At 64.4% G+C, this 15,968-nt stretch carries 12 protein-coding genes; 8 read left to right on the top strand and 4 right to left on the bottom strand.

Going from position 1 to position 15,968, the window contains the following annotated elements:
- Nucleotides 1–64 precede the first annotated feature (64 nt).
- Complete coding sequence (locus tag B5F74_RS09940; protein WP_087202111.1) at nucleotides 65–661, bottom strand: hypothetical protein; 597 nt, start codon at nucleotides 659–661, stop codon at nucleotides 65–67.
- Nucleotides 662–835: 174 nt separating this feature from the next.
- Here B5F74_RS09940 and B5F74_RS09935 point away from each other — a divergent pair, with 174 nt between their 5' ends.
- A complete protein-coding gene (locus B5F74_RS09935) occupies nucleotides 836–1,933 on the top strand; it encodes a DUF6591 domain-containing protein (protein ID WP_087202109.1) in 1,098 nt (365 codons plus the stop codon).
- 527 nt (nucleotides 1,934–2,460) lie between these two features.
- Here B5F74_RS09935 and B5F74_RS09930 read toward each other — a convergent pair.
- On the bottom strand, nucleotides 2,461–3,126 hold the full coding sequence (locus B5F74_RS09930) for an RluA family pseudouridine synthase (protein WP_087202108.1): 666 nt from the start codon (nucleotides 3,124–3,126) through the stop codon (nucleotides 2,461–2,463).
- Nucleotides 3,126–5,639, bottom strand: coding sequence for a U32 family peptidase (locus B5F74_RS09925; RefSeq protein WP_239283457.1), 2,514 nt, complete (start codon nucleotides 5,637–5,639; stop codon nucleotides 3,126–3,128). The genes B5F74_RS09930 and B5F74_RS09925 overlap by 1 nt, the downstream gene beginning before the upstream one ends.
- A 381-nt stretch (nucleotides 5,640–6,020) precedes the next feature.
- Between B5F74_RS09925 and B5F74_RS09920 the strand changes: the two genes are divergently transcribed.
- Together B5F74_RS09920 and B5F74_RS09915 are read left to right on the top strand one after the other, a co-directional pair.
- Nucleotides 6,021–6,398 (top strand): RidA family protein, encoded by a 378-nt coding sequence (locus tag B5F74_RS09920; protein WP_066829307.1) that lies wholly within the window; start codon nucleotides 6,021–6,023, stop codon nucleotides 6,396–6,398.
- Between the two features lie 263 nt (nucleotides 6,399–6,661).
- Nucleotides 6,662–7,369, top strand: a complete 708-nt coding sequence (locus B5F74_RS09915) for a helix-turn-helix transcriptional regulator (RefSeq protein ID WP_158095750.1) — start codon at nucleotides 6,662–6,664, stop codon at nucleotides 7,367–7,369.
- 105 nt (nucleotides 7,370–7,474) lie between these two features.
- Here B5F74_RS09915 and B5F74_RS09910 read toward each other — a convergent pair whose 3' ends face one another.
- On the bottom strand, nucleotides 7,475–8,140 hold the full coding sequence (locus B5F74_RS09910; RefSeq protein ID WP_066829301.1) for a PAS domain-containing protein: 666 nt from the start codon (nucleotides 8,138–8,140) through the stop codon (nucleotides 7,475–7,477).
- A gap of 912 nt (nucleotides 8,141–9,052) precedes the next feature.
- On the opposite strand from B5F74_RS09910, the gene xdhA reads away from it, so the two are divergent.
- From xdhA to B5F74_RS09885, 5 genes are all read left to right on the top strand, one after another.
- Complete coding sequence (gene xdhA, locus B5F74_RS09905; protein ID WP_087202103.1) at nucleotides 9,053–11,398, top strand: xanthine dehydrogenase subunit XdhA; 2,346 nt, start codon at nucleotides 9,053–9,055, stop codon at nucleotides 11,396–11,398.
- Nucleotide 11,399: 1 nt separating this feature from the next.
- Complete coding sequence (xdhB, locus tag B5F74_RS09900; RefSeq protein ID WP_087202101.1) at nucleotides 11,400–12,278, top strand: xanthine dehydrogenase subunit XdhB; 879 nt, start codon at nucleotides 11,400–11,402, stop codon at nucleotides 12,276–12,278.
- Nucleotides 12,275–12,793 carry a xanthine dehydrogenase subunit XdhC gene (gene xdhC, locus B5F74_RS09895; RefSeq protein WP_066829295.1) on the top strand — a complete coding sequence of 173 codons (519 nt, stop codon included), beginning with the start codon at nucleotides 12,275–12,277 and terminating at the stop codon, nucleotides 12,791–12,793. The genes xdhB and xdhC overlap by 4 nt, the downstream gene beginning before the upstream one ends.
- A 283-nt stretch (nucleotides 12,794–13,076) precedes the next feature.
- Nucleotides 13,077–14,063, top strand: coding sequence for a BMP family ABC transporter substrate-binding protein (locus B5F74_RS09890; RefSeq protein WP_087202099.1), 987 nt, complete (start codon nucleotides 13,077–13,079; stop codon nucleotides 14,061–14,063).
- A gap of 342 nt (nucleotides 14,064–14,405) precedes the next feature.
- Nucleotides 14,406–15,812, top strand: a complete 1,407-nt coding sequence (locus tag B5F74_RS09885; protein WP_087202097.1) for a solute carrier family 23 protein — start codon at nucleotides 14,406–14,408, stop codon at nucleotides 15,810–15,812.
- Nucleotides 15,813–15,968 lie beyond the last annotated feature (156 nt).

Genomic DNA, 15,968 nt, shown 5'->3' with positions numbered 1-15,968 from the left:
CCTGATACGATCGGTGGGTGCAGTCGCGCGTCGAACGCGGTCGCGACGGAATGTTGAAGTTGAGTTACAGCGTCTGCGCGGTATCGCAATAACTGCAGGTGACGGTGGTGCCGCGGTGTCCGGTAAGCGGCGCATGGCAGCCAACGCACTTAACGGTGACGGAGGCATCCTGTCGTTCCGGTTCCGAGATGCGTTTGGAGCTGCGTCCCCCGGTTAAGCTGTCGATGAGGTCGCGCGAGCTGTCCATGATGCCAGCGAGCTCCGGTGGCAAGGTTCCCTGCGTGCGTATGGCGGCGTAATTGCCCGCGGCGGCAAGGCGAATTGCTTCGGCCCAGCGCTCGGCGGTTCGGCGCGGCGATATCTCGAACGTGAGCATGATGAGTTCTCCCTCAAAGGGGAGCTGCAGCCACCAGGTATCACCGAGCTTGCCGGCAAATGCCTGCACCTCGTCGTGAGTGGAGCGTTGAAGACGACGAAGCGGGCAGCGTTTCACCATGGTTGTGCGCTTAAACAGGCCCGTTGCTACGTCATTTACCAAGATGAGCGTGCGGTCGGTGAGCGCGACCGCACGGATGTGCTGCTTGTTGTTGATGGGGCCGAGGAGGACGTGCTCTTCCTGCATGATGAGGAATTCTCCGGGTTCGAGGTTATAGTCGTCCACCTGTGCCTCCTAGCAGCGGTTGCTGTGCCGCCCTTCATGGTAGGAGTGTGCGCGTGCGTATTCATCAGTTGCCAACTGAATCGAAGGCCGTATTCAGTTGGCAACTGATGAAACGCACGGCGTGGGGTCGGAGAATCGAGGCAAGTCTATTCTGCGATGTGAAGGGAAGGAACCATGGAATGGGAGCAGGCGGGAGCGATGTCTTCGGGGACGAGTTCCGCACCAAATAGGAAACGTGGCGGCAAGCGGCGCGGATGTCTTGTTGTCGTGGCGGTCGTGGTGCTGATTGCGATTATCGGAAGCATTTCGCGGTGTGCGAATTCTGCGCCAGAGAAGTTGAGCTGGCCTACAAGCGGATTGGCGACTATGTTGCCCGATCCGCCGACTGAGTACGGGAGCGTTAACATCAATAGTGACGAAAGCTTTTCCGTTACGTTCGAGAAGTGCTCATCCGATGCATTTGCCGACTATCAGGCTGCGTGTGTCGAGATGGGCTACACGGTGGATGCCGATCAGATGAGCTCATCCTACGCTGCTTACAACAGCGAGGGTTATTATCTGCGTCTGTCGTATCTCGAATCATCGGAGAGGCTCGATGTCTACCTCGATGCTCCGGTAGAGCTGGAGCAGATCACGTGGCCGACCTCCGGTCCCGGTGCCTTGGTGCCCGCACCCGCCTCGCTGCGGGGCAAGATCACCACGGATAGCTCGTCGCAGCTCTCCGTCACGATTGGTGACACGGATACTGCAGCTATGCAGGCATATGTAGATGCGTGCATGGCGGCAGGCTTCACCGTCGACTATAGCAAGGGCGATACATCCTTCTCGGCAGACGACGCTGCCGGTAACTCGGTGAGCATTACCTATAAGGGATTTAATACCATAGGCATCACCGTTAAGGCTGCCGACGAGGCTGCCTCCTCGGCGGAGGACGCAGCGACGCCTGCCGATGCGACGACAGCTGATGCGGCGGATACGCCTGCTGCTCCTGAAGCACCGGCATCCGATGGCGGGACGTCCGATATCCATGCAACAATGGATGCATACGAAGCGTTCATGGATGAGTACATTGCTTTCATGACGAAGTACCGCGACGAAGGAAACCCGGTGTCAATGCTCGCCGACTATACGTCCATGATGGCGCGCTATAGTGAGTTCGCAAATCAGATCGACGGTATGGACGAAAGCAGCATGAGTGCTGAAGACTGGGCCTATTACCTGGAGGTCGTCAACCGGGTAAACCAGAAACTCATCAACGCGAGTCTTTCGTAGGCCTTTGCTTGGTCGGGGTTCGGCGTCCATTCGGGAAGGCCGGACTCCTTTCGGCCAGCTGACGCATCTCTTCCGAGCCTATGCTCGAATGAAACCGGCTCCCTTCCTGCTAGATGCCGAATCGTGGCGGAGGGGAGCCTTTCTCATGGTCAAAAAGTACGCTCCCATTGCAAATGCGCGTACAGGATTCGAATCGTGGTCAAAAGGGTCGCTCCCATTGCAAACCGAGACGTCGAATCGGGCCCCGAATGGTAACGACGGCCCAGTGAACGCGCCTTAGCATCGAACTAGAAAGATTCGCCTGAATCAATCTGCAACAAAATATTATTATATATTGCTATTCGACCTGCAGCGGTTCAGACAACTATCTCGAATTGCAATGGGAATGATGCTTTTGACCAAGATTCGATTCACGCGCCTGCATGTGCAATGGGAGTGCGCCTATTGACCATAGAAGAAATGCGCAGCCGTTCGGGAGGAAGGCAAAACGGGGATCGAACCGCGCCCGGTTCCTAACGGACGCAGCATCACGCCCAAGGGGCGGAGGATCGAATGTCGATATGCTCGCAGCTGATGGGGTCGTCAAAGGTGAGGCGGCACGCGTGGAGCATGAGGCCTGCCGGGTCAAAGCGGCCGTATAGCTGATCGCCCACAATGGGGGAGCCGGCATGGGCGAGGTGCACGCGGATCTGGTGCTTGCGGCCGGTTTCGATCGCGACGTTGAGCAGGGTTCGGACGCGTTTTCCCTGCTTGAGCTCGCGTGCGACGGTCGCGTGCGTCACGGCGGCTTTTCCTGTCCGACTGACGCGCATGCGGCGCGCGTCGTGACGGTCGCGGCCGATAGGCCAGGTGAAGGTGCGCTCGCGCCAAGCGGGCGCACCTTCCACCAGGGCCTGGTAGCGTTTCTCGAACGCATGCTCCGCGACCAGGCGGTCATAGGTGCCCTGCGTTGCCTTGGATTTCGAGAACAGCACGATGCCGGTGGTTTCACGGTCGAGTCGCTGCAGGCACTGAAGATCGCGGGCTGCAACACGGTCTGCCTCGGTGCCGCGGCGCTCGAGCAAAGATCGAACCTGATCGGTAAGCGTCTGCGTGCCGGTGCCGTCGCCGTGGACGATGATGCCCGCCGGCTTGTCCACGGCGATCAACGTCGGGGATTCAAAGAGGATGTCCGGTGCGTCGAGACGGGGCATCAGTCAACTCCTACGAACAGGCAGCCCGCCGTAGCGCCCATGAGGCGTTTGGCCGGTTTGCGGCCGGCGCGTGCCGCCTCGAGCGCGCGCGCGGCGCGGGCGACCAGCTCGGCAAGCTCGCTGGGTTCAAGCAGCGTGCCGTCGACGGCGAATCGCGTGACGCCGGCTTTGAGCAGGCGCGGCATCTGGGGCGTCAGGTCGAGCGGATAGCCGTCGTACAGGCGGCTGCGCCCGTGGAGGTCAGTGCGCACGGGCAGCACCTTGCCGTCGATATTGCGCAGCGAAAGGGACCTGGTCCGCAGGCGGCAGCGGGCGCAATCGTGGATGCAGGCGTCGGCGACCTGGAGGATGCAGTGCTCGCTCGTCATGACGCGCGGGGCGCCGGACACCATGATTCCGACCGGCGTCGCGGCGTACGGGGCGATGCGCTCGATCTCGTCGAGCGTCAGCTCGGGGGAGAGCCAGAAGCCCGCGGCCCCCTGCTGCTCGAGCGCCCGGATGCACGCGACGTTGTGGACCGGCAGGCAGCTGCGGATCTCGGGAGCGGCCCCCCGCTCGGCGGAAAGGGCGAGCTCGGAGATGTTGCCCACCGCGACGGGCGCCCCCGAGCGGATCCACGGGTCGATGCGCGCGTGGTCGGCCTCGCGGCAGATCTCATCAGCCACGGGAACGAGCGGCAGATTGAGCGACTGGTCCGGATGCAACCCGGCGGCGTGGAGGTCGTCGCAGGTCATGTAGATGCGCGCGGCGCCCGCCTCGTATGCGGCGCGAGCCGCCTCAAGCGTCGTCGCGACGGCGCAGATCTCGGGTACCCCAGCGGTCTTCGCTTGCGCCCGCTCCGTTTCAAGGCCGTCTGCCGAGATCGCGACGGAGATGAAGGCGGGAAGTCCGGCGAGACGGTCGGCGCGGGCGGCATATCCGGCGAGCATGGCGTGCTCGAGCGCCTCGCACGCCTGCGCGCGAACCTTGTGGACGGCGGAGAACCCCATGCCGCAGCCCTCGTCCAGGTCGATGTCAAAGCGGGCGGCCTCGAAGGGGGAGGAGCCCATGCGCCCCACGTGCTCGATGAGGTCCTCGGCGCCAACCGGGCGCGTGCGCGCCGCCTCGACCGTAAATCCCGTCGCCGTCGCCGTGAAGCTCGGGTCATCGCTGCAGGTGAGCGTGACCGAGAACGGCTCTCCCAAGCGGGCGCGGACGGATACGTCGACCGCGCGCTTGCGCGGGACATCGCGGTGCAGGGCGGCAGCGGCCTCGTCCAGGGCGGCCTGGCTGCGTATGAGGCGAACGATCGCCCCTTGGGGCATGGCGCGGGCGGCGCGGGCCTCGATGATGTCGCCCGCCTGCGCGTCGTCGGGCGCGATAACGGTCAGGAACTGGTCGAACTCGTCGTCATGGCGCAGCTCGAGAAGATCGCCCTTGCCGACGGGCTCATCGAGACGGATGCGCACGAGCGCGGCGCGCACGCGCCGGTCATCGGGATGAAGGCCGCGGGTGTTTCCCGCGCGGCGGCTGCCGATCACCTCGCCCACGACCTGGCCGCGGTTGTTCGACCTCTCGTAGCTCATCATCTCGTCGCCCGACGTGCCGTGCTGGTAGGCGGAGGTGAAGTCGCGGTTGAAGCACCGCTTGAGACGGCGGGCGCGGTCGCGGGCGTCGTCTGCGGAGGGCGTCGTTTCCGCGATGGCATCGTCGAGCGCCTCGCGGTACGCGCGGGTGACGGAGTGGACGTAATCGGGGGCCTTCATGCGGCCCTCGAGCTTAAGCGCTCCGGCACCGGCGTCAAGCAGCTCGGGAAGCATCTCGGAGGTGCAGTTGTCGCGCGGGCACAGGGCGCGTTCGCGTCCGGGGGTGGGAATGACGCGGCCGGACTCGTCGAGCAGCTCGTAGGGCAGGCGGCAGGGCTGGGCGCACATGCCGCGGTTGGCGGAACGGCCCGCGCACGCAAAGCTCGACAGCAGGCAGACGCCGGAATAAGAGAAGCAGATGGAGCCGTGGGCGAAGATCTCGAGGTCGATGCCGACCTGCGAGATGTGCTTGATCTCGGCGACGGAAAGCTCGCGGGAAAGCGTGACGCGGTCGGCCCCCGCCTCGCGGCACCAGATGGCGCCGCGCAGGTCGTGGATGTTCGCCTGGGTCGAGACGTGGAGCTCCAGGTCGGGCATGAGCCGGTGCACCTCGAAGAACAGGCCCCAGTCCTGGATGATGAACGCATCGGCGCCGAGCTGCGCGCAGCGGCGGATGAGCTCGAGCGCATCGGCCATCTCGGTATCCTTGATGACGATGTTCACGGTCACGTAGACGCGGGTTCCCGCGAGGTGCGCCGTGCGGCAGGCGGCCTCGAAGGCCTCGTCGGTGAAGTTGGTGGCCTTGCGGCGGGCGTTGAACGCCCCCATGCCGCAGTAGATGGCGTCGGCGCCGGCGGCAAGCGCGGCCGCGAACGGCTCGGGACCTCCGGCGGGCGCGAGCAGCTCGGGGCGGCGCGGGGCGCAAAGGTGTTCGGCGATGGTGGTCATATGCTTCTTTCTGCAGGTCATTGCGGTAAACGTCCAGAGTATACCGTGAGCGCCCGCCGCGCGAGCGCGCCTCCCCAAAAGCGCACACGCAGCTGCGCTCGGCGCCCTGCCCGCGCGTCGGGTCGGGGGTCTTTTCCCGATGCCGCGTCGATACCGGCCCGTCAGGGGGTCGAATCTGCCGCTTGTGGATAAAAAGTTATCAGACCTAATAATTATCTTGCAGAAGCATGGGGTGTGGGATAGCATCGAGGTAGCGCACGCGCGGGGCCGTTCGTGCTTTATTGGGCCCCTTCGCAACGGCGGTTCGCACGGTTCGTGGTTCGTGCCGGGCTGCCGTTGCAGCGCAGCCGTCTTGTTCCCCTCAAGTGAAGGAGTAGGCACATGGAGAAGACCGTTATCTCGTCCCCCGACGCTCCCGCCGCCCTCGGCCCGTATTCCGCCGGCATCAAGACCGGCAACCTCGTGTTCATGTCCGGCCAGCTGGGCATCAACCCCGCTACGGGCAAGATGCCCGAGGGTGCCGTCGAGCAGGCCAAGCAGTCCCTCGCCAACATCGAGGCGCTGCTGACCGCTGCGGGCGCCACGTTCGACAACGTCGTCAAGACCACCGTCTACCTGGCCGACATCGCCGACTTCGCCGCCGTGAACGAGGTCTATGCCACCAAGTTCACCGAGCCCTATCCGGCGCGCAGCGCGTTCCAGGTTGCCGCCCTTCCGGCCGGTGGCCTCGTCGAGATTGAGGTCGTCGTCGCCCTCTAAGGCGGAGCGCGACGAAAGCGTGAGACGCGAAGGCGGCGCATCGAGAGGTGCGCCGCCTTTTTGCGTAACGTCGGCGGGCGGGGCATCGATCGGACGCCCCTTGGCCCGCCTGTCGGCATGGGTCAAAACGAACTGTCGCCCATGCCCTTCCAAACGCCCCAAAACGCTCCGACGCGGGGCGGCCGTTCCCGTTCGTTCGCGCCGCGGTGGTATGCTGTGGTCTGAACGGTCCGATGCGACATCGATAGAGGATGAGAATCTGCATGAATCAGCTTCTGGCTCGCTATATCCCCCTGTGTGAGTTTTTGGGCGCCATGTTCGGTGCCCAGACGGAGATCGCCCTGCACGATGTCGAGGACCCCGCCCACTCGCTCGTGAAGCTCGTCCACCCGTACGTCTCGGGGCGACGCGAGGGCGCGCCGCTGCCCGACCACCTGGCCGAGCTCGTCGAGCATCCCGACCAGCTCGGGGACTATCGCTCGGGATATCCCACCAAGTCGCTGGACGGGCGCACGCTGTATTCGGGCGCCTATCCCATCCGCGAAGGGGAGCGCATCATCGGCTTTCTGTGCGTCAACCGAGATATCTCCGCATTCCGCACGCTGGAGGACGCGCTGCACGGGCTCATCGAGTCCTACATCCCGGGCGGTGCGGACGACCAGCGCCAGCGGCGCCTGGATATGGTGCGCAGCCAGCTGGACACCGTCGCCGCCGAGCGCCACATGGCACCTGCGGCCGATTCCATCGAGTTGGCGGTGCGCGACGCCTGCCGTCTGCTGGGGTTCGAGGACCTGGACATTCCGGTCGATGAGCGCCTGCGCCTGCTGAGCGTGCTCGACGCGCAGGGGGTCTTCCGCATCAAGGGCGCGGTCGGCGAGGTCGCGCGCCTGCTCGATATCTCGGAGCCTACGATCTACCGCGGCCTGCGCAGCGTCCGCCGCACCCGTCAGGGCGAGGGTGCGACCGAGTAGCCCCTTCTTATCCAAGTGGCGGCAAGAGTGCAAATCGGGGGACGTACCTTCCGCGTGCATTTTTGCACGCGGAAGGTACGTCCCCCGATTTGCATGGGGTCGAGTCTAACGGCGGCGAACTTTTTGCAGGTAGCGGTAGACGCTCGGCTCGGAGATGTCCAGGAACTGGGCCACGACGGTCACGGCGCCTTTGAGCAGGAACACGCCGTCGCCATCGAGCACGCGCACCAGGTCCTGGCGCTCCTGCGCAGACAGGTCCGCAACGGCCTTGCCGTGGCTCGCGGCGAACTCGGCGACCGTCTTGCCGACAAGGTCGTCGACGGATGTCGTGAGGTGCTCGCCGACGACGCTGGACGGCTGGACCGTATCGACGCTCTGCTCGACGCCGGGCGGGAGCGTCTCGACGATGGTGTCCACAAGCGTCTTGAGCTGCACGATGATCGAGGGGTCCGTGTTCACGCACAGCATGCCGACGAGGCGCCCCTCCTCACGGATGAACATGGTCGAAGAGCGCAGGGGCTTGCCGTTCGCGTTGTGCGACATGTAGATGTCGGTATGGCTCTGATCGTCGGGGATGTCGCTGTTGATCATCTTGAGGGCGAAGTCCGTCGCGGGCGCCCCCACGTGGCGGCCCGAGATATATCCGTTGTGGATGGCCACGACGGAGCGCGAGGGATCGGTGAAGTCGTGCAGGACGACCTCGGTGTTGCCGCCCACGATGGTCCCGAGGAAATTGAAGAAGGGCAGATAGCTCTCGACGGTCTTGTTCATGCGACTCTCCTGAATGTGTGATACGTTCCTCTCATTTTCCCGTGCTACCAGCACAAATGCAATGAAGGAATGGACTGTAAACGGTCGATTTTCGACTGTAAGCGGTTTGCGCTACAACTTTTTATTATCATGCATCAGAAAAACCGCTGCTACTTCATTATCCTTGTAACAAGATAACAAATTTTTGTCATTTTACCCCGATGGGGATAACACCCGTCACTAGACCCACCGTGCGCATACAGGGCACATGAGCCTGCCGGCTGCGCCGCCGCCCTTAGGGATACGCCAAACGAATCATGTTGCACCGCCCGGCGTGATAGCGATCGGGCTGTGTTTCCCTGGGGGATGGGTTGAAACGAACCCGTTCCCAACCAACCCATCCTGGCCAAGGCAAGCGGTCGAAAATCGACGGTGAACGGCGGCGTTGTTTCATATGCCCCTGAACGCACCAGCATCCGTGCAGCTCAAAATTATTCTCACACCATGGATAATACCGGTGATAAAAAATCCTCGTCATGTAGCGCTTCCGGCGTTATCCAGTGCGTATAATACCTGCTAGAGCTCCTAGGCTACGCAGGGCCCGTTGGTTTTGAAGGTGCAAGAGTCCGTTGAACCTCCGGTCTGCGTATGAATGCTGCGGAAGAGGGCCGCAGCTGATAAGGGGGTTACCTATGGGGTCCGCATACTGCGCGTTCACCATTCGCACGCAACGCAAATAACAGCTAAATAGACGCATCCGCGCGCTTTTCCGCGAAGGCGAGGTCCGCGATCGAATGCCTGTGCATGATCGGGCGGCAGCGCGTTCGCTGGTCATGGCGCATAAAACCACCTGGTATGGGACGGGCCGCGCGCTCGAGCCCCTTGGCATACGCATACCGTTTCCGGGGATGCCCGGATGGAGAGGAGAAGGGTATGGAGCAGCAGTTCTGGAAAAAGGTCGCTCCGATGCACGAGGTCGGTGCGGCCGTGCAGCGCGTCGACGCGATCGATAAGGTGAAGGGCACAGCCAAGTACACCGATGACCTGTGCCCCAAGCCGTGCCTGGTCGCCAGGGTCGTCCATGCGCAGATCGCCAACGGCTGGGTGCGCGCGATCGATACGACCGAGGCCGAGTCGCTTCCCGGCGTGGTCGCCGTCTTCACGTTCAAGGACGTGCCCGAGCACCGGTTCCCGACGCCCGGCCATCCGTGGAGCGTCGAGCCTGCGCACCAGGATGTCGCCGACCGTCGCCTGCTCGACGACCGCGTGCGCATCTACGGCGACGACATCGCCGTCGTCGTGGCCGAGGACAACGTGGCGGCGGACCGCGGCGTCCGCAGCGTGCTCGCGCATGTTGACTACGAGGAGCTGCCGCCCATGACCACGGTGGCCCAGGCGCTCGCGCCGGACGCCCCCGTGCTGCACCCCGAGGTCCGTAAGACCAACGTGCTCGCGCGCTCCGACATGGTGACCCCGCTCGAGGGCACCGGCTACGACTCGGTGGAGGAGGCCCTCGCCGACCCGAGGTACCACCATTACGAGGCACATACCGAGACCCAGCAGGTCGACCAGACCCACATCGAGACGAACGTCTGCTACGCCTACATGGAGTCCGGCCGCATCACCGTGGTGTCCTCCACGCAGATCCCGCATATCGTGCGCCGTGTGTGCGGCCAGGCGCTCGGCGTGCCCTGGGGCACCATCCGCGTCATCAAGCCCTATATCGGCGGCGGCTTCGGCAACAAGCAGGAGGTGCTGTACGAGCCGCTGTGCGCATGGCTGACCTCCCAGCTCGGCGGCCGCGTGGTCGAGATCGAGCTCCCGCGCGAGGAGGTCTTCCAGAACACCCGCTCGCGCCATCCCATGAGCTTCGACGTGCAGTGCGCCTACGACGACGATATGAACATCATCGCCCGCTCTTGCTCCTGCCTGTCCAACCAAGGCGGCTACGCGAGCCACGGCCACGCGCTCGCGGCCAACGCCATCAACGCGTTCCGCTGGGCGTATAAGGACAAGGTCGGCTGCCACACGCAGGCGAGCACCGTCTACACCAACATTCCCGCGCCGGGCGCCATGCGCGCCTACGGCATGCCGCAGGGCCAGTTCACCGTCGAGTGCATGATGGACGACATCGCCCGCAAGGAGGGGTGGGATCCCATCGACTTCCGCCTGAAGAACCTCATGCCGGAAGGGTACTCCGATCCGTTCAACGGCATCACGAACCACGCCAACGGCTTTCCGCAGACGCTGATCGCCGGGCGCGAGGCGAGCGGATGGGACGATTTCAAGGCTCGATACAAAGACGAGACCGGCTCGATCCGCCACGGCATCGGTATGAGCGCCTTCGTGTACAAGACGGGCGTGTACCCCATCTCGCTGGAGACCTCGACCGCGCGCCTCGTGCTCAACCAGGACGGCACCTGCCAGCTGTCGGTCGGCGCCACCGAGATCGGCCAGGGCGCGGACACAGTGTTCTCGCAGATGGCCGCGGAGACCATCGGCGTGCCGACGAGCTGGGTGCACATCGTGAGCTTCCAGGACACCGACGTCACCCCCTTCGACACGGGCGCCTACGCGTCGCGCCAGACCTACGTGACCGGACGCGCCGTGCGCAAGACCGCCGAGAAGTTCCGCCAGAACATCCTCGATTACGCCTACGAGCTCAAGCCCGAGGCGCGCGGCCTCACCATCGCGAGCGGCGAGATCGTGGACGAGGCGGGCGAGGTCGTGCTCGGCATGGAGGAGCTCGCCCAGGAGGCGTTCTACTCCTTCCGCCACTCCGTGCACATCCATGCCGAGGAGACCGCGCAGGTGCGCGACAACACCTTCGCGTTCGGTACGTGCTTCGTGAAGGTCGAGGTCGACATGCCGCTCGGGCGCGTCAAGATCCTCGACATCCTGAACGTCCACGATTCCGGCCGCATCATCAATCCGGCGACCGCCGAGGGCCAGGTGCACGGCGGCATGGCGCAGGGCATCGGCGCCGCGCTCTACGAGGAGCAGCTCATCGATCCTTCGACCGGGCGCCTGCTGAACCCCAACCTGCTTGACTACAAGATCCCGACGTCCATGGACGTGCCCGACCTGAAGTGCCTGTTCGTGGAGACCGACGACCCGAGCGGCCCGTACGGCAACAAGGCGCTGGGCGAGCCGCCGCTGATGCCGCCGACTCCCGCCATCCGCAACGCCATTCTCGACGCCACGGGCTGCGCATTCTACCAGATCCCGATGACGCAGCAGCGCCTCGTCGCCAAGTTCAAGGAAGAGGGGCTCATCTAATATGTACGACTTCGAATCCATCCACCTCTCCACCTCGGTGGACGACGCCGTGGCGGCCCTTGTGGCGGACCCCGAGGCCATCATCATCTCGGCGGGCACCGACGTGCTCGTGCAGATCCGCGAGGGGCGCCACGCCGGCTGCCGCCTGGTGTCCATCCACAACCTGCCCGAGCTGCGCGGCATCCGCATGTGCGACGACGGCACCATCGAGATCGGCGCGGCGTGCACGTTCCGCGAGATCCATGAGGACCCGATCGTGGCCGAGCACCTGCAGGCCCTGTGCATGGCGGCCGACACCCCGGGCGGCCCGCAGCTGCGCGCGGTGGGCACCATCGGCGGCAACGTGTGCAACGGCATCACGTCGGCCGATACCGCCTCGAGCGTCGTGGCCTACGACGCCGTCATGCGCGTGCGGGGGCCGAAAGGCGACCGCGACATCCCGGTATCCGAGTGGTACACGGGGCCCGGCCGCACGAGCCGTGCGCACGACGAGGTGCTCGTGTGCATCCGCTTTCCTCGTGCGGGCTATGAGGGGTTTGTCGGCACGTACTACAAGTACGGTAAGCGCGAGGCGCTCGAGATCGCCACGATGGGCGTGAGCTGCCTGGTCAAGATGGGTGCCGATCGCGCTCACATCGCCGACATCCGCTTGGCGTTCGGCGTGGCGGGACCCTATCCCAAGCGCGCCGTCGCCACCGAGGACGCGCTTCGCGGGCTTGCCGTCGACGAGGCCGTGGCCGCCGTGGGCGATCTTGCCTGCGAGGAGATGAACCCGCGTACGAGCTGGCGTGCTTCCAAGGAGTTCCGCCTTCAGCTGATCGCCGAGCTGTCCCGCCGCCTGATCCGCGAGACGGCCATCAAGGGAGGTGCTGACGCATGATGCGTTTTGTGAAGATGACGGTCAACGGCAAGACGATGGAGGTCGGCGTCGACGAGCGCGAGATGCTGCTCGACACGCTGCGCGACCGCCTGGGTCTCACGAGCGTCAAGCGCGGGTGCGAGGTGGGCGAGTGCGGCGCCTGCACCGTCCTGCTTGACGGCACGGCCATCGACTCGTGCCTGTACCTCACCATCTGGTGCGAGGGCGCCGAGATCATCACGACCGAGGGCCTGCTCGCGCGCGACGGCACGCTGACGCCGGTCCAGCAGGCGCTCGTGGACGAGGCCGCGGTCCAGTGCGGATTCTGCACCCCGGGCATCATCATGAGCGCGACCGAGATCGTGGGCACCGGCAAGCGCTATACCCGCGACGAGATCCGCAAGCTCATCTCCGGCCACCTGTGCCGCTGCACGGGCTACCAGAACATCGTGAACGCGGTGGAGCGCGCGGTGAACGAGTGCGCCGACATCGCCGAGCGCGTGAGCGCGGAGCACGCGGGTGACGACGCGGTATAAATGCGGGGCCGAGCGGCACGCGCTGTCCCCTCAAGATCCCTCAGTGTGTGCCGTTCGGTCCCGCATGAATCAGCGACTCCCTCATGGTGAAATTTTAGGGACTGTCCCTGGAATTTAAAATTCGCGTGAAATTTCAGGGACTGTCCCTGGAATTTCAGGAATGTCGAGTTAGCGCACCGTATACCGATTATTCCCACCGCTGGTTGCCCTGTTGGGGGCAAGGGCCGGCAGGTTCAACAAACTGATTGGTGAAAGACTTTTTCATGGTTGGAAGGTGATTGACATGGATGCACATTCGATCAGCCGCAGAAACGTGATCCGCTGCACGGTGGCCGCCGCTTGCGCCGCCGCGCTGCCCCTGTCGCTTTCCGCCTGCGCCGAGGAGCGCTCCTACAAGGCGGGTATGTTCATCGACGGCGCCATCGATGACGGCGGCTGGGGCGAGAGCTGCTACAACGCCCTGGTCAGCGCTTCCGAGGCGCATCAGTGGGAGCACACCTACACGCAGCATGTCGACGAGGACGACTGGGAGGACGCCATCGAGGACCTCATCGACGACGGCTGCACCATCATCTTCGCCCCGGGCGCGCAGTACACCGAGGCCGTCGACCAGGCTGCTGCCGAGCACGATGACATCAAGTTCATCGTGCTGAACGGCGACTTCGAGCGCGACAACGTCGAGAACCTCGTCCCGAACAACGCGCAGATCGGCCAGCTCGCCGGCGCGCTCGCGGGCCTCATCTCCAAGACCGGCGTCATCGGGTTCATCGGCGGCACGGGCCTTGAGGGCACCAAGGAGAAGGTGGCGAACTACGAGGCGGCCGCGCGCGCCATCAACGCGAATATCCAGGTGGTCGAGGACTACGCCGACTCGTTTGCCGACGAGGGGCGCGGCTACGAGATCGCGACCGAGATGGTCGAGCAGAAGAACGTGGACGTCCTGTTCGGCGACGCGTCGATTGTGGACGCCGGCGCCCGCCGCGCCCTGTACGACCTCGGCCGCGGCATGGCCATCGCCCAGCCCAACGACGCGGGAAGCTCCTACGACCAGGTCATCGCGGGATCGGTGCTCACCGACAACGACATGATGATGCGCAACGCCTTCCGCGACATCGAGAGCGGGTCGTTCGGCAACAAGACGGTGACCGGGGACGCCTCGACCGGCGGCGTGGGCATCGGGACCCTGTCCGACGTGCTGGTCGAACCGTTCATCCAAGAGCGCTATGCCGGCATCGCCGACCAGATCGCGCAGGGCACGTTTATCGGGTAGAAGCAAGACAAGGCGACGAGCTTATCCTCACCGGGGAGACGCCAAACAAAAAGTTTGGTTACCGTTCACCGGTCGGTGAGCGGTAGGAACAGACCGCTCACCGACGCCTTGCAGGTAATTTCTTGAATGCGGGTGAACGGAGGGTTATACAAGTACTGCAAACAATCAGTTAGCCTAACTGATTGTTTGTAAGCATTGAGAAGCAACGAGGGATCGCTCATCAATGTTGGGGCCAATCCGGCCCCGTCATGTATATGGAACGCCGCCTCATGAGGGGGCGGTGGCGCGCTTGTTGAAGCTACGGGTGCTGCAGGCGCGCAACTCATGAGAGGGGACACGCCTATGACGCAACAGACCGCTTCGGCAACGAAGTCTGCGAGTGCGCACGACTTCCTATTCACGCGCGAGGGCTTGCCCCCCATCAAGGACATGCTGCCGTGCGCCCTGCAGCACGTTCTCGCCTCGTTTGCCGGCATCATCACGCCCGCCATCATCATCGCGTCGGTCTACGGCTGGACCGCCCAGCAGCGCACCGACATCATCCAGGTCGCGCTGATCCTGTCCGCCATCGACACCGCGCTGCAGGCGTTCGCCCCGTTCCGCCGCATCGGCGGCGGCTTGCCCATCGTCATGGGCGTCTCGTTCGCCTTCCTGCCGGCGCTGCAGGCCATGGGCGCCGACTTCTCCTTCGGGTCGCTGCTCGGCGGCGAGATCGTCGGCGGCATCGCGGCGATCCTGTTCGGGTTGTTCTACAGCAAGCTCAAGAACCTGTTCCCGCCGGTCGTGACCGGCACGGTCATCTTCACCATCGGCGTCTCGCTGTATCCGACGGCCGTCAAGTACATGGCCGGCGGCGAGGGCACGCCCATCTGGGGCACCCCGCAGAGCTGGATCGTGGCGCTCATCACGTTCGCCGTGGTGTTCTTCCTGTCCAACTTCACCAAGGGCACCCTGAAGCTCGGCAGCGTGTTCTTCGGCATGATCGTGGGCATCCTCGTGTCCGCGCCCTTTGGCATGCTCGACTTCTCGAGCGTGGGCTCTGCGGGCATCTTCGCGCTGCCCAAGATCATGCCCTATCCGCTCGAGTTCCATCCCGAGGTCTGCATCACGCTCGCCGTGGTGTACCCCATGGTCGCCATCCAGGTCATCGGCGACGTGTCGGCCGCCTGCCTGGGCTCCATCGACCGCATGCCCGAGGAGCGCGAGCTCTCCGGCGCCATCGTCTCCCAGGGCGTCACGAGCATCGTCTCCGCCTTCCTGGGCGGCCTGCCCACGAGCGCTCTCGGCCAGAACGTCGGCATCATCGCCTCGAACAAGGTCATCAACAAGTGGGTGTTCGTCATCGTTGCCGCCGTCTTCGCGCTGGCGGGCCTGTTTCCGCAGCTCTCCGCGGTGCTGACCGCCATCCCGCAGCCGGTCATCGGCGGCGCGACGGTCGGCGTGTTCGGCACCATCACCATGAACGGTATCCGCATGTTCACCAAGGAGGGCCTGACCCAGCGCGTGGCCACCATCGTGGGCACCTCGGTCGTGTTCGGCCTCGGCATCTGGATGGCCTCCGGCTGCCTGGCCGGCGAGGGCATGCCCACCTGGATCTCCACGGTCGTGGGCTCCAACGCCATCACGCCGTGCGCCATCATGGCGATCATTCTGAACCTGGTGCTTCCTCCGACTCCTCCTGTGGACCAGCACGTCGATGCCGCCAAGGAGGCCGCCGTCGGCGCCGTTCTGCCCGACCACAAGAAATAAGACGCGATCGCGTGCGGGGGCGTTATCCCGTGCAGCGGACCCGGCGCATGCCGTCCGGGTCCGCTTCCGTTTCGGCATTTAGGCGCGAAGGCGGGGGAGGTGCCCGTCGGCCGGTTCTCGGCGCGCCGCACAACACATAGTCCGAGGTGTTAAACC

Source organism: Collinsella sp. An271 (genome assembly GCF_002159695.1).
In the GTDB taxonomy this organism is placed as follows: domain Bacteria; phylum Actinomycetota; class Coriobacteriia; order Coriobacteriales; family Coriobacteriaceae; genus Collinsella; species Collinsella ihumii.
The sequence above is the reverse complement of the archived record's forward strand: the minus strand, read 5'-3'. Positions and strand labels throughout refer to the sequence as shown.

Excerpts from the sequence above, each read along its gene's own strand:
- B5F74_RS09920 (WP_066829307.1), top strand. The coding sequence starts at position 6,021 with ATGGAGAAGACCGTTATCTCGTCCCCCGACGCTCCCGCCGCCCTCGGC.
- B5F74_RS09885 (WP_087202097.1), top strand. The coding sequence starts at position 14,406 with ATGACGCAACAGACCGCTTCGGCAACGAAGTCTGCGAGTGCGCACGAC.
- B5F74_RS09910 (WP_066829301.1), bottom strand. The coding sequence starts at position 8,140 with ATGAACAAGACCGTCGAGAGCTATCTGCCCTTCTTCAATTTCCTCGGG.
- xdhC (WP_066829295.1), top strand. The coding sequence starts at position 12,275 with ATGATGCGTTTTGTGAAGATGACGGTCAACGGCAAGACGATGGAGGTC.
- xdhB (WP_087202101.1), top strand. The coding sequence starts at position 11,400 with ATGTACGACTTCGAATCCATCCACCTCTCCACCTCGGTGGACGACGCC.
- B5F74_RS09930 (WP_087202108.1), bottom strand. The coding sequence starts at position 3,126 with ATGCCCCGTCTCGACGCACCGGACATCCTCTTTGAATCCCCGACGTTG.
- B5F74_RS09915 (WP_158095750.1), top strand. The coding sequence starts at position 6,662 with ATGAATCAGCTTCTGGCTCGCTATATCCCCCTGTGTGAGTTTTTGGGC.
- B5F74_RS09925 (WP_239283457.1), bottom strand. The coding sequence starts at position 5,639 with ATGACCACCATCGCCGAACACCTTTGCGCCCCGCGCCGCCCCGAGCTG.
- xdhA (WP_087202103.1), top strand. The coding sequence starts at position 9,053 with ATGGAGCAGCAGTTCTGGAAAAAGGTCGCTCCGATGCACGAGGTCGGT.
- B5F74_RS09890 (WP_087202099.1), top strand. The coding sequence starts at position 13,077 with ATGGATGCACATTCGATCAGCCGCAGAAACGTGATCCGCTGCACGGTG.
- B5F74_RS09935 (WP_087202109.1), top strand. The coding sequence starts at position 836 with ATGGAATGGGAGCAGGCGGGAGCGATGTCTTCGGGGACGAGTTCCGCA.